A 14,607-nucleotide genomic window follows, 5' to 3' on the forward strand; every position below is an offset into this window, starting at 1 on the left:
AGTTGGTGTAACTCGACCTTGACGACGCCGGTGTTGCTCATCAGGTGAGAACGCGGTGGTTGGATAGGTGGGCGAGTACGGCGTGGTTGGCTTCCCAGCCGTCGGGGAATTTGACGGGCACGTTGAGCTGGACGCGCCCCGTGGGCGGATGGTTGTCGAGCAGTTCGGCGATTCCCGCGCGGGCGACCACGACGAAGGCGTGGCGATGACGTGAGGTGAGCACGCACAAGCGGCCGGATTCGAGGTGGGACGCGGTGGCGTCGCGCCGTCCGGACAACGGGTGCAAGACGATCGTGAGTCGTATTCGTGGCCTTGGAGCCGGTTGGCGGTGTCGACCGTGATACCGGCTGGCACGCCGGCGGTGCGGATGGCGGCGACCTGGTCGTTGTGGGCGCAGCCGATGGCGATTCGGTCGGGCGTCACGTTGTGGGTGCCGTTCTCGTCGTGTGCGACGGCTCCGCGCTGCAGGAGGTATGGACAGCATGATCGTGACCCCACGCTCGCCCTTCTGGGGAACTCCACAGATGGTCGGCCCGGCGGCCTACAAGCCCGAAGATGCAGACAGAGCTCAACTACTACTGGTCAACGGCTTCTGCACCTGTACCTATAGGGGAAGGGGGACGCTCGCAGCCGCACATCCCGAGGCGGACGAGCGCTGCAGTAAGCAGCATGGCGTGCGGCGTCGTCCCACCCTGCTGCTCATGGAGCTTCTCCCAGTGGCGAAGTACTAACACAAGTCTGCGAACGCAGCCCCCGGTGGCGTCGGCCCGTGAAGCGGAGCGGGCTTCTGGAGCCGTACACGAGCACGGCTGAGCAATAGCAGGATCCCATGTGCCGAGGTCGCAAAAACGCTTTGCAACGCAATCCCCGAAGAAACGAGCAACAATCTGAGGATATCCGCGAAGGGTTTCATTCAGCCGTTCGGCATCCCAGAGTTCCAGGACGAGATCAGGATTCTGCTTCTGGTAAGCAGCGAGTTCCTTTTGTACCTGCGTCCCAATCGAGCACGCAGTGACGATGACTAGTCGCTTCACCCCGAATGGGCGTGACCCATCGATGAAGGTGTCCAATGCCTTGATGAGGTCTTTCTTTTGGAACTTGCCCACCTTCTTGGCCTGATATCCATGCCATGCACCGGCGGACTCGCCGATTACATCCAGACCATCCTGTCGTTGACCCGATATGCCGTAGAGCTGAGCGCCGCGGAGCTTGTCGACTTCTCGGGCAATGGATCGAACGAGCCTTTCGAAGTTCTTCGGGGACAGGCTCTGAAAGGGCAGCTCGTCAAGCTTCGGTAGTGCTACATATGGATTTATCGGCGGGTCGTCGCCGTCGTCACTTGCCGTGTATGTGGACATGGAGTTGAAGCCTTCTCTCGTCCCCCGACGTTTTCTTGGCTTGTGCTACAGAAGGGTGTCTGTGTCACACGACGTCCGTCTGACGGGTCTCCTTTCTGCGCGTCCTCGGAGGTCAACGGCCATAGACTTCGGGCGATGTCGCTTCAGCGACGCGATTAACACTGGAATGCGCCCTGACCAGATCAGACCTTTGAGTGAGGCACCATGAGCGCTCCTCGGTTGATGTCTGAGTTTCTCTCTTCTGGCGCATGTGCGCCCTAGCGCCGTGTGGATCCTCTTGGTGTCGACTCGTCAACACTAGCGCCTTCTTTCGCCTGAAGGAAAGAGAAGGGCTTGTGTATATATATCTATTATGGAGAAGGTCCGATTTGCGGCTATATGGTCCCCGGCGGGCGAGTTGTCAGTCGAATTTGCAACGTGTAGCATGCGAAACTCGCCAGAGCTGTCGGCTGCAGCTGAAATTATCTGGGAGACTTTCTGAATATACACAGAGTAGCGATAAATGTGCGGAGAGCGACGACCCGTATTGACTTGGTAGATGTATTTGCTACTTCGGTTGAAAGAAGTGCATCAGGTGCAGGGGAATGTTGGATCGGAACCGGCGCGTCGTGCTAGTCTCCCGTACTAGGAATGGCCGCGCGCCAGGAAAAGAAGCCGACCGAGTTATTCTCGTGTAGGCCCGTCAGCAGTGCTCTGTCCAGCAAGGTGTTGTATTCTTCGCAGCTTGTTTCCGGGAGTAGCACACAGGCGTGGCAGGCTGCGCGGTTGAGGTTGTCGACGCCCGAGGTCTGGGTCTCGATGCAAAGCGGGTCTGCGGAACACCATGAGACGCGCTCAATGGCCCGTCGGATCGATCCGTCGAGGTCGCCCGATTCGACTTGAGCGACGATTCCGCCGAGGCTTCCAGCTGAGTCGCTTGTCGCCGTATAGATCAGCAGTCCGGCCATGCTGTTCGAGGTGTACAGGCGTTCCCGCAGTGCCGCGGCCGGATAGCCGGAGTCGAGACTCCACTCGTTGATGATGGCATGGGCAAGGGTGTGAATGAGGACCAGACGCGGGGTGATCACTCGGTCTGGCTCGGTGCCCCTATCCCAGAAGCGTTGACGATACCCTCGGTCTAGAGGAGCCACGCGCTCCGTCACTTCGGGACGCGACTCCCATTCGGCCAGCCGTTCCTGGTCAAGACGGAGGAATACTCCTTCCCCGATGACCTCGATGGCCGGCAACCAGTCGGGCCGTTCGTCCTCGCGGTACAGCGAGGCCAGCCGCTTCCTGTCATCCGCTGGGCTTGGGGGCTCGATGCGGGTGAACGCTTCCAGTACACGAACCTCGCGAAGGCGCTTGACGCGCATCGTCTGGGCTACGGCGAGAGCTGGATCCATCTCCAGGTTCTCCGCGGGAACACATACGAAATCTTGGTCGCGTGCCGTCTCTGGCGTGGTGCGGATGAGAGCCTCGTACTCTTCCGCCTTGAGATCGGCATTGGCATAGTCCTCAAGTCCCGCCTCGATGCGGCGTCGCTGTTCGACAGCCTTCATGATCTCGTCGATGCCGAATGATTTGCCCCTGGCCAGGTCCATGTCTTCGATCGTGTCCCGAAGGTGGCGAGTCTTGCCAAGAGCCTTCCAGTGCTTCTCGATCAGCTTGTGGATCGCCTCGGACCACGGTGGGATGGAGATGGCGGACCGGACCTCGGAGAACCAGACTCCGGAGGCACCTCGTTGCATCCCGCGGGGGACCTCGTTGCACTCCTGGTTCTGGTCGCTGCCGAGCCAAGGGCGTCGGCCGGTGCACCTGGCGATGCCCTTCAACGCGCCCCTGCTGAGTGCCCCTTCCATGGAGACTCTCTTGCCGCAGCTGCAGGCGATGACGATGTCTCGGAGCGCGGCACTGCGGCCGGCGGACTCGATCGTCATCTCGTGCTCGCTCGCTGATCCAGGGGGCGATCCTGCGTGGACCCAGCGGAAGTAAGGGAAGTCATCGATGTGACCATTTGTGCAACACACCACAAAGCGAGAAGGAACGAGTTCTCGGTCATGGACCTTGCACTTCGCGGTGCCCCGGTGGTTCCCCCACTTCCAGTGCTCCTTGAGGGTGCCGGATTCTGGGCAGGAATGGAAGACAGGGAAGCGAATCACCGGCACGTCGCCGCGCCCGTCGTACTGCGACGAGGGAGGCAGCCGGAACCCGCTGACCCGGAGTTGCTGCTGGAGCCGCGGTTCGTGGACAACGTTCTCGTTACCGTCCATCGCATCAGGCCAGCGGTCGATTCCGGCGATCATGTATGAGTTGCTCTCGACCGCGATCAGAGCGCCGACGCCGTACGTGGTGATCAGTTGGGCGCGTCGGACACCGCCGATGGAATTGCCGCTCATCGCAGTCCCCTGTCTAGGTAGAGCTTGGATTCGACATCGACGTCCCGCAGACTCCAGAGAGTCGGCATGGTGTCAGCGACCTCATCGTTTGATTCGTCGTAGCGCCCCGCGTCCATCAGCAGGCCGTTGCCAGGCCGTTTGAAGTCGTCGTAGACGAGGTCCGGCTCATTCTCCGCGCGATCAACCCATTGTTGGATGATCTCGTCGATCTGCTTCTCCGCAGCGGTGCGCTCAGCCTCGCCCGCGATCTCCTGCACCCGATCTAGGACGGTTTCGCAGATGCCTCGAAGGCGGTCTTCGAAATCAAGGATTAAGGCAGCGGCATGCTTGGGGCGCGCTTCCGGGATGAGCAGTCGCGCCAGACCGATGACAACCGCGTGCATGCCGCGATCCCGCGCCCGAGCGGAGAAAGGTGTGACACTCGTCGCCTCCACTTGTCGGTACAACGCCGAGTGATAGGAGGTGAAGTTCTCGTAGTGCGAGCGGTCGCGGGACCGAGCCGAGTTGAACAGCGTTATTACCAGCCCCGGCCACGACCGGCCAACTCGACTCGTCGCCTGGATGTATTCAGACGTCGACTGGGGCTGTCCCATAACGACCATCAAGCCGAGGCGGTCGACGTCCACACCCACGGAGATCATGTTGGTTGCCAGGATCACATCGATAGCCGCGTTTGGGTAGGACTTCGCCATGTCCTGAAGGTGTTGAGGGATCGCGCTGGACGGCTCGCGACTGGTGAGTTCGATATCCCAGAGGATTTCGCGTTGTTTCTGCTCAAGCTGTTTGGCGAGTAGGCCTAACCTGTCGGTCACGTCGTCCTGGACCTGGAGTTTGGCGCCGGCGAGCAGTCGGAGGCTGTTGAAGTAGCCGAGCAGCGTCCAGTAGGTGTCGCGTACCTGATCGGGACCATCCAGGGCATTGCCGTGATGAAGAAGCGAAGCGTACGACCTGACCAACAGAGTTGTCTGACTGGTGGCCGGTGCCATCAAGCCGACGTACAGCCGGCTCGCCTTGTCCTTGGGTGGCGTCTCCACAGAGAAGTATGAGTCGCGTGCGTCCAGTCCGGGGGGCGGGAACTGGCTGACCTTCCGATCGAACAACGCCTTGCCCTGTCGTACGGCACGGCGGATCGTGGCGGTTGACGCCACCACTTTTGGATGGCCAGCCGCAAGATCCACAGCTGCCTCATACAAGCCGGCCAGTGTTCCCAAGGGCCCCGAGATGAGATGGAGCTCGTCCTGAATGATCAGCTCGGGTGCCGGTTCGTCCGTGGTCAGATTGAAGAGCTTGGCAACCTGATCTTTCCAAGGGATGCTAGCGAACTTGTCCGCAGTTGCGATGATCAGAGTCGGTCGGGCGGTGTAGATGGTCTCGTCGACCACATGAACCGGTAGCCCGTCCTCGAAGACACACCCAGCGGTTCCACAGGCGATCGTCAGGCGATCGATGCTGATCACGTAGTTGCGGTAGTCCATAGCGTGCCCACACCACGGGCAGGAACGGAGCTGGACGGGGTTCTTCTCTTGAAGATCCTCCCTCTTGGCCAGCTTCCGAAGTGCGGTCCTCGCGTCGTCGAGCTTGTTTGGCGTGGATCCCTGGCCCACCCACATCCCAATGGAGATCTCCGTCGTGCCGAGATGCGAGGGGTGGTTGCGACGGAGCTTTTCCATACAGCACATGAGCAGGGCTGCGCGCTCGAACTGCTGCACCGTCAGCAGACGCAATGTGTAGCGCATGAGCACGGTGACCCCACCGCCGTTTCGTGGGTCCCGGAGTCGCCGCAGGAACACGGTGAAGGCGATGAGACCCAGGTATGCCTCGGTCTTGCCACCACCGGTAGGGAACCACAGCACATCGGCGATCCCTCGATCATCGGAGTTCTTGTCGACCACACCGCCGAGGGAGAGGAGAATGAAGGCGATCTGGAAGGGACGCCATACACCTTTCGACTCATCTGGTTCGGGAGTCGAGCGTCCCTTTTTCAGCCACTCGGTTCGTCCTCGCTGCATCGCCATTGCACGGTTGGCCAGTCGGAATGCCTCCATAACCGGGCCGTTGAGCAGGCCGATGCCCGCATCCATGCGGGCGCATGCCTTGGTGCAGGCATCCAGGTGATCGATGGCGATCTTCTGCAGGTCCGGCTCCGCGAGATTTACGGCCTCGTTTCGACGGTCCTCGATCCACTGCCGGTATCCGCCGGTGAGGCCGCGGAGAGCTGACAGGACTTCCGAGTCCGGCGCCTTAGCCAGGTGCAGCATTCCCAACGCACGCGTATCGATCTTCGGATTGGAGTCGGCGAGTCGTAGGTCATATGTGGGCACGAAGGTCGTCCGGATCCACCGAGCTGCCCTCGTCGAGGACACATCGTTGATTTCGTCTGGCGTGTGTTCCCACTCAACTGCGCAGCCGTGCCCGGCAGCGAAGGTGGGGGCGTGGCGATACAGGAGTCGGTAGGAGCTCAGTTCCTCATCGCTATCGGATGCTCCTGGCGCCGTACGTTCGACGAACGGTGAACGCTCGGTCGAGGAGGATACCGTGATCCGCGGCTGGAAGAAGGACGCCGCATCGCGATCGGCCCCGAAGGAGATTTTGCGCGTGTTGATCAGTGCCACGGTGACGGCGACGATGCCTCGTCCGTCCTGGGGCCGTACGCGCGCGAACAACTCCAGGCTATCTGCAATGGAGATCCGATGTTGGCCAGGCTCGCCGACGGGGAGTTCCTGCGGGTCGATCTGGATGGCCTCGCGCCGCCACCGCTCGTCGGTGTCGTCGGTAGACCTTTTGCGCACGCGCTCACCGGCACTCTCCTGCACATAGGAGGCCGCTTCGATCGTCACGATGATGACGTCTGTGACAGTGCTGTCTACTGCGAAGGTCATCCCTATAGAGGAGGGGTAGCGGACGTTGGCCATCGTGACCGCGGGGTCGGGCGAGGAATCCCGATCGGCGTGTCTCCCCTCTACCCCCTCCTCGGTTGACGTCTCTTCCTCGATGGAGTCCTCGCTCTGGGGGAAGAGGATGCCCGCTGCGTACTTGGTGATTGGGCGGTCGGTGATGATCTCGTTGTTGTCGAGATCGGTTGGCCCCACCAGGTCGAGCTCGACCTGCCGAACCAACTCGCGCCGAAACTCATAGTGCTCCGCGAACGTCATTCCCGCTCCTTGGAACCCCAGTTGAATCTTCCTAACCCCACGATCCGCGGACGGAGCCAAACTCCGGACCAGCCCAAGCCGTGATTCTGTCCGGCGGCTTCGCTTCCGACCACGGTTTCGACGCAGTCCACATGGACGTCTTCGATGGACTCGGGCCACTTACGACGGTCATGGCCAGGCAGCACCTCCCGGAGTCCCCAGGCGAACACCTTGGAGGTGATCCCGATGTGGGTTCCATGATGTTCCACGATGTAAGGGGGAGGCTGGCCAGGACCTGTGGCGAATCCTTCGATGAGGGACACGGTGTCGCCGGGGAGGACCTTGGCCGCGAGATACGCCTGCACGTGGGAAGGGTCGGCCGTGAAGCCGACGGCTCCGGCCGGGTCCTCTGCGAGGACGTCTTCGCCGCGCAGTTCCATACCGAAGCGTGAGTTCTTGAATCGTCCGAAGCCGCATTCAGCCCAACGCTCAGAGGGAAACTTCTTCAAGTACGTGTTCTTGAGCTTCGCCACTGGCTTGATGTGCATGAGGAGATCGCGGGGGCGGGTCATCGCCACGTAGAGAGTCCGCGCGTTCTCAGCCTGCTCCACGGGGTCGTCGCCAGCGGCCTCGCCAGGGTCGACCACGATCACCTGATCGAATTCGAGCCCCTTGACGCGATGGATGGTGGAGACCACGAGTCGACTCATCGGTTGACGGGTCAGTTCGTCGGGGACGTTCCCTTTGGCGAGATGGTCGCGAACATCGGCGAGATTCAGGCCCGTGCTCCGACGGTTGCCGTCCATGCGCTTGAGCAGTGGCCATACTTCGTCGATCACTACGCCGTACTCGTCAAGGACCGCGGCTACGTCAGCCTGTGATGGGCGTGAGTCGAGCCGTCGGAAGATCTCGGCCACCCAGGCGGGCACCACCCTGTCTTGAGCCGACCTCTGTAGTCGATGGGCAACTCCAACTTTGTGGAGTTCGCGAGAGACCAGTAAGGCATCTCCGTTGGTACGGCACAGGAGCGCGGTCGGCGTCGTCAGGTCGGTGAGGAGGGGGACGGCCTCGCTTAGGGTCCCCAGCGGCATGCTGGCCAGCAGTTCTGTGCGGAGTCGATTCTGGATGCTCGCGTAGTCTGCGTGCTCCCGCCCCAACTCTGGGCCCATCATCAGTGCTACCCGGGCCTCGGGTTGGCGAGCACGGAAGTTCTCCGTCAGCTCCTTCTCGGTCAGACTCTCCGCGAAGCGGGTGCTGACCCAGGAGTAGAGAGCCGCCGCGCCGCGGATTCTCTCCCGCGGGTCGTCGAGCTGGAACCCGTAGATGCCCTGAGCCGGGTCTCCCAACAGAGTGAACCCGCCAGAGATTTTCTCCAACAGCGCTTTGACCAGCTCGGCGCGTACGCCGACCAGGTCCTGTACTTCATCGACCACGAGATGCCGGATCTCAGCCACCAGGTTGGCCGCGTATCCATCGTCGTGGATGAGGCGAGTTGCTTCGCGAATCCGCTGGTCATAGGACGCGTACTGCCACGAGCCGTCCGGTGTCACCTCGGAGAGCAGCAGAGTGGCATATGAGTCGAACGTCCGCACATCGACGTGTTGAGCCGCGTTCCCGTAGGCGCTGAGGCGATCCCGCACTTCCCGGACGGCGGCACGGGAGAAGCTGAGCACGAGGATCTCGTCTGGCCCAAGGTCGTCATCCTCGATCAGTGATCCCAGCCTGTGGATCAGTGTGAAGGTCTTTCCCGTCCCAGCTCCGGCGGTGATGAGCAGACGCGCGTCGCCGGGCTGCTCAGCGATGTCAAGCTGTTCTGCGGTGAGCTCCTGCACGTCACTCACTGCTCTTCCACAGGTACTCGAACTGACGGAAGGCGAGTTCCTCGCCGTACTGAGCGATGTTGTCGGCCACGTTGATGATGAGACACTCTTCTTTGCCGCCGTTCTTCGGCCCGCGCAGGCCACGGCCGATCATCTGCTGGTACACATTGGGGCTGTATGTAGGTCGAGCGACGATGACGGCCCGTGTTGCCGGGGCGTCGAAGCCCTGGCTGAGGACGCCGTAGTTCGTTAGGACGCGAATCTTCCTCTGTCCGAACTGCTCGATGGTGTGGCGCCGTACACCCTCGTCGGTACTCCCGGAGACCGCCGCCGCCTTGATACCCCTGCGGACCAGCAGAGCGGCCATGGCCTGGGCGTGGCTCACGGAAGTGGCGAAGAGTAGAACTTGCCAATCCGCGGGAAGAGAGCAGATTTCGTCAAGCAGCATGTTGTTGCGGTCACGGTCTGATCCGAGTCGCTCTTCGGCGCTGGCCGGAAGACGTCGAAGTTGTTCGAGGTTCTCCCGCTCGCCCACGGTCAGCTCCAGCGTGGAGCCTTTGAGGACCTTGTGCCTGACCCGCGCTAGAACGCCTAAGTCCTGGAGAGTCAGATACGGGTTCTCGCCGAGAATCTCGACATCGTCGCGATCGTGGTCGATTCGGTTCTTCCCGTAGCGTGCCGTCAGACGCTCCGTCTCCGCGACGCTGACTCCACGGAACGGGGTGGCGCTGAGGCCGATCAACGGGCAGCGTGTGCGGTACGCCGTGAGCCCGAGCTTTTCCAACATCTGCGTGTATCGAGGGCTTATTGAGGTGTGGGCTTCATCGATGATCACTACCTGAGCATCGCGTAGCCACGCGTACTCATCGGTATCGATCACGACTTCCAGCTTCGCATCGGTGGCGACGACCAGGTGGAACCCCTCCGCCACCGCATCGGCCTCATTGGCAGACCAGAGGCGACTGATCGTAAGTCGTTGGGCCGGTCCAATGTTCTTCCAGACGAAGTGCCAGGTTTGGACGGCCTGCTCGCACAGCTCACCCGACTGGGCGATCCACAACACCGGCCGAGAAGCCCTCTCGGGCGGAAGCGTGCGCAGCGTGCGCGTCACAGCCTCAACGGCGACACGTGTTTTGCCCGCGCCGGTGGGCAGGCTGAGCATTCCTCGTTGGCGTTGCGGATCTAGGCTCTGCAGTACCTCGCACATTCGCTGGACCATGCGCTCCTGGTAATCGTGGAGAGGAGGGAAGTCGACAGGTCCTTCGACCGTGACGACCGGCTCCAACGACGGGCGCCTGAAGCCAGCGAACTCGGCCGGGAAGCCGAGATCCTCGGTGAACTTACGAGCCTCGTGGCCACCGGCGAGCTGGGAAGGCAGAATGAATCCGTTCTTCTCCAATTCGGGGCGGTACTCGCGGAGAACAGCCGTGCCGTGTACGGAGATCGCGAGTTCGGCCGTTGTCCGATCGTCGATCTTTCCTTCCTTGGCCTCGACGGCATCGATGACGATCTGTGGAATTTTCTCCTTGATGGTCTTGGCCGGCAGCATGGCAAGGAGCTTGTCGGCGGCGTCCCTTTCCCTACGGACCTTGACGACCCTCTCGCTCCGCCGGGCTTCCTGCTGCTGGTGCAGCACCTTGCGACACCACTCCTCGGAGAATCCGAGGTTGAGTAGTCCGCTGAGCTGCCGCAGAAGTTCTAGATCGTCCTCTTTTTCTCGCCAATACACGATGTCATCTTGACGGCCGATGTCCAAGGGCTGAGAGATCTGACCGGAGGGAGTGCGGATCAACTCGTCGAGATCCTGGCAACGAACCAGAGCGAGACGCTGCATCGGGCGGCCCGCGACCAACCGCAAAGCAGGGAAGACATCCTCCAAGGGCGTCGCCCCGCCGAGAGGCGTCATGCGAAGCTCCGTCACCAAGGCTTCATCGAAGGACTTCATCCCCCAGCCCTCGACCAGCCGTATGGCCGTCTCGGAGTCGGGTGCCAGGATCGCAGGCACGTCGTGGAAGAGAAGGCGTTTGTACTGCACGTCATCAGATGTGACGGCGGCATCAGTGGTGGGACACATGGTCCACCCGTCACGGCGTTGGCAGCGAACCTCGGCGGGTGCTGACAGGACAGTCTCTGCCAGCCCGTAGAACGCACCCACATCTGTGGATGTTTCACTGGCTGCGATGCCTTCGAACAGTACGGACCAGACGGACCCGGGGATCTGATCAAGGCGCTCAGGGAGCTTGAGCGCGGCGGAAAGGGCCGGATCGATCTCAGCTACCGGCAGGACCCGTGAATGGGCTGCAAGACCGACTCCGATGCAGTGCCGTACAGGCATGAGGCCGCGCGAAGTCGGCAGCACGCCGTGCTTTCTCACCATATAGATCAATGGTGAGGTCACATTCACCGGTGAGTCGCGGCGGGTTTTGGCGAGAACATGCCACTGAGTGGTCAACCCAACGGAGGGCATCGCCAAGAGGTACTTGGCGCATGCCTCTTTACTGAGGCGGGGAAGAAGCCCCAGAGGGCCAGCCGGGTTTACACCCTTGACGATGAGGCTCTGCTCGCTCGGCCTTGCGACATTCGGTGGAAGGTTCTTGTAGTAAAGATCGAGAACCTGCTGGCGGTAGGCGGCGAACCAGCTCTCCTGTGACGGATCGACGGAGGCGCGAGGGCCGTCCGACATGCCCAGGGCACGGAGCATCCCGATGTCGGCATGATGGAAGTCGGTGTCGACGACGACATCGTGATCCGAGCTCGACCCTTCGGGGATGACGCGGCCCGGGAGGAGACAGTCCCTGAGTGGAAGGAAGCGGTTCGCTCGTACGCGGACTCTAATAAGTGCGGACACAATACCGCGCTGCTCAAGGAACTCTACGGCGCGCTCGGCACCGGCCTGACGCGCCAGGAGCCAGAACCTTTCCCAATCGGCATCGCGGTAGGCCCTGAATCCCTGCTTGATGACGGCCGCGAATCGTCCGAGTGAGTCGGCCTCGCGGATACCGAGAATGGTCAGTGCTCGTGAGGTGGCCGGATCCTCCTCAAGTTGTGGATCGACGAAGATCAGTTCGTCTGCCGAGAGATCAAGTGCAGTCCGACGGAAAACGGTGTCGGCCAGCGGAGGGACCATGGTTCCCGCGTCGGTCCGTAGCACGCTCGCTTGTCGGGCCTGCTCTGCATAAGGATGCTGCTGGTCAACCATGTCGGCAACGACGGACAATGCGACTGCCGAAGCCGCGGCACTGCCATCTGAAACGAGGGCCTCAAGCCACACCTTGACGCTGCTTGCCCCCTTGCCGGCACGCTCCAAGATGATCTCCGCGCGCGATCGGCGCACGGTCTCCTCGATAAGCGGATGACACCAGTCTTGGGGACGTCCGGGGTAGGCCGCCCAGCGGGCCAGCCACTTCTTGTCTAGCTTTTCCGGGTGCAGCTTAACCTCGGAAGGCTTTCTGAGCCGACCTGTCTGATCGGGTAGTGAGGGGCTCTTTGCCGCTATCCCGTAGACGAGGTTGGTCAACATGGTGTCTGCCCAGTTACGAGCTTCTCTTCCACGCGCAGTGATGAGAGTCAGATGGCGGGCCGGATCCTCAGAGGTCGACAGCTCAGGGAGAGCGCTCACGATGAGGTTGGCTGCGACCTCCATGAGTTCCTCGTTGAACGCGTTGTGCTGGAGCAGATTCTGTCGATCTTCATTGGTCTTCCAAGGCGCGTTGAGCACACCACGAAGCGTGGTTTCGTAAGTCGTCGGAAAGAACGCCCAGAAGCTGCCGGGTCCGTGCTGTCCTGATGTGGGAACGGCCCATGCAAGCGGGACCTGCTCCCGGTCGTGGTACTCACCCGCATCCTGCTTCGCCTTGTCGGTGGGAAAGTGCACGGTCGTAAAGACCAGCCACTCTGACTCGTGTCTACGGTCAGCCTCACTGGTGACCAGGCTTCTGCGGTTCCCGTGGCCCTGAACCACAATCTGGCGCCGTATCACGGCATATGGGTTCCGGCGGTCATCCAGCGTCAGCTTGCCAACGTGGGGAGAGAAGAGGATGAACTCCGGAGGGAACATCCACACATCACTCATAAGGCGGTGAACGTGGTCTCCTGTTAGCGGAAGTTTGATCACAGTGGTTGCCCACTGCATCAGCTCATCAAGGATTGGGTCCGCATGTCGCTCCTCGTTCGGATCAAGGAGGTGAGCGATCCTCAGGACCGGAGTAGGTCCGCTGAACTCGACTCTGCTCGTAATGCGTTGGTGCGCCTGAGCCGCATCCCATCCGAATGACCCAGTCCGGCTGAAGAACTGTGGACGGTCGGAGATGCTGAGGACGGACTTGAACCCCAGACCGAACCGGCCGATCTCGGTGCCACGTTTACGTGATAAGTGGGAAGCGAGGATCGTCTGGGCGCCCTGAGGGGTCACGGGGGTTCCGAGGTTGGCACAGTAGAGGGCCTCATTGGTGAGGATGACGTGGATACCCCCACCAGGCTCCGTCTGGAGTTCGTCGGCGCCGTTCTGTACGAGTTCGTAGAGCTGACGGTGACCGTATCCACCCTGTGTGATGGAGCGCTCGATGTTGGCATGTTCCTCGATCAGCGTCGGGTTGGCCTCGTAGGAGCGGAGACACATCTCCGACTGGCGGAGTACGACCTGTGACACCGGAGCGTCCACACCGGCCCAAGTGCGTGCGTGAGTGGGGTCAGCGGCGGAAGGGTCGACGGTGGTCACTGTCTCGACTCCTTGGGGGTGGAGCGGAAGTTCATGAGCAAACTTAGGGGAGGGTACTGACACTTCTAGCAACGCCAGAGAAAGCGGGTTATTTTACTTGATCCGACAGATGGTATTTCAGCTTGCATAGACCCATCGCGAGCGATGGCCTGATCGTTAGCCGCCGAGGAAAGTTTCTCCAGGTCATCCCGGTCGGGGTCAGGCCAGGTCTAGCATTTCGTTCGAATTTTCGAGGGCTGTATCGAACGTTTGAACCAGAAGCGCACTTGGGCTAGTCCTCAAGTTTCGCCAGCCGATAAAACCCGGGGGCGAGCTCGGGGTCGTCGTCATGTGTGCGGATGAGCCAGCCGTCCTCTACCAACTCGCCGATGGCCTGCCGCCACGCATGTGTGCCGGCTACTCGCTCAAGCTGCCGGGGACTGGCAGCCCATGGACTGAGGTGGACGAGATACTCGATGATCCGTTCCTTGGCCGTAGCTCCCTTGATTGAGTCGATGATCTGGTCGCCTTGGGCGGTGTCCTCGTCCAACTGGTCGGTGTTCAGCCGGTAGCCCGATCCTGTGCTGACGATGTCCCAGCCGATCTCTCGCAGTTCTCGGATGCGCCGCTCCCAGGCCCGGATGGCCGAAACTCCTTCAAGCGCGCTCGTGGGCACCGTCTGGCCAGCATGGGTACGGAGGTAAAGGAGTAGCGCGCCACGCGCACCACCGACCAGGGCCTGGCGCACCCCGGACGAGGCATCGCGAGACGCTGCGGTGAGCTCGCTTATCCTCGCCGTCGTCTCCAACCATTCAGTGGCCGTGATGCTGTCTCGTGGTGTCGATCGAACCACCTCAAGCGCCCCTTCGAGTGCGCGTTCCATCCGCTTCAGCTCCTGGTGGTGCCCACGGAATGACGAACTCATGTGACCTCGCTGTCCAGCCTTGGGAGGCGTTCACGGTCTCGTATTACTACACGATTGTGGGTGACATGGTGATTCGGAAGGTCTGAACGTCAACCTACGCGCAGCGGGCCGGGAGGTGCTGAAGATGCTCGGGCCACGAACCCGCGGCCTTGGCTGCCACCCGAAGGCCGTTGACAGCATTCAAGAGCTATGCCACCCACCCTGGTGACCCTGTCCGAAGGCGAACGAATCACCTGGCTTTCGGCTTTGCTCTCGACCGTCACGCCGTCGAACGGGGTGTCGACCCCCCGAATGAGGCGGCG

7 protein-coding genes are annotated in these 14,607 nt (G+C 61.4%); all 7 read right to left on the minus strand.

Annotated features, from left to right (window positions below; translation table 11 throughout):
• Positions 1-40: 40 nt before the first annotated feature.
• A complete protein-coding gene (locus tag Pth03_RS41275; RefSeq protein ID WP_239118777.1) occupies positions 41-277 on the minus strand; it encodes a hypothetical protein in 237 nt (78 codons plus the stop codon).
• Positions 278-575: 298 nt separating this feature from the next.
• Complete coding sequence (locus Pth03_RS05775) at positions 576-1,358, minus strand: restriction endonuclease (protein WP_203943075.1); 783 nt, start codon at positions 1,356-1,358, stop codon at positions 576-578.
• Between the two features lie 611 nt (positions 1,359-1,969).
• A complete protein-coding gene (drmB, locus tag Pth03_RS05780) occupies positions 1,970-3,733 on the minus strand; it encodes an MrfA Zn-binding domain-containing protein (protein WP_203943076.1) in 1,764 nt (587 codons plus the stop codon).
• Complete coding sequence (locus Pth03_RS05785) at positions 3,730-6,885, minus strand: helicase-related protein (RefSeq protein WP_203943077.1); 3,156 nt, start codon at positions 6,883-6,885, stop codon at positions 3,730-3,732. The genes drmB and Pth03_RS05785 overlap by 4 nt, the downstream gene beginning before the upstream one ends.
• The gene (locus Pth03_RS05790) at positions 6,882-8,705 is read right to left on the minus strand and encodes a UvrD-helicase domain-containing protein (RefSeq protein WP_203943078.1); all 1,824 of its coding nucleotides are present in this window, start codon (positions 8,703-8,705) and stop codon (positions 6,882-6,884) included. The genes Pth03_RS05785 and Pth03_RS05790 overlap by 4 nt, the downstream gene beginning before the upstream one ends.
• Positions 8,698-13,401, minus strand: coding sequence for a DEAD/DEAH box helicase (locus tag Pth03_RS05795; RefSeq protein WP_203943079.1), 4,704 nt, complete (start codon positions 13,399-13,401; stop codon positions 8,698-8,700). Before Pth03_RS05795 ends, Pth03_RS05790 begins: the two co-directional genes overlap by 8 nt.
• Positions 13,402-13,672: 271 nt before the next feature.
• Entirely contained in the window at positions 13,673-14,263 is a 591-nt protein-coding gene (locus Pth03_RS05800) for a KpnI family restriction enzyme N-terminal domain-containing protein (protein ID WP_203943080.1), read from the minus strand.
• Between the last annotated feature and the right edge of the window lie 344 nt (positions 14,264-14,607).

This window comes from Planotetraspora thailandica (genome assembly GCF_016863335.1).
In the GTDB taxonomy this organism is placed as follows: Bacteria; Actinomycetota; Actinomycetes; order Streptosporangiales; family Streptosporangiaceae; genus Planotetraspora; species Planotetraspora thailandica.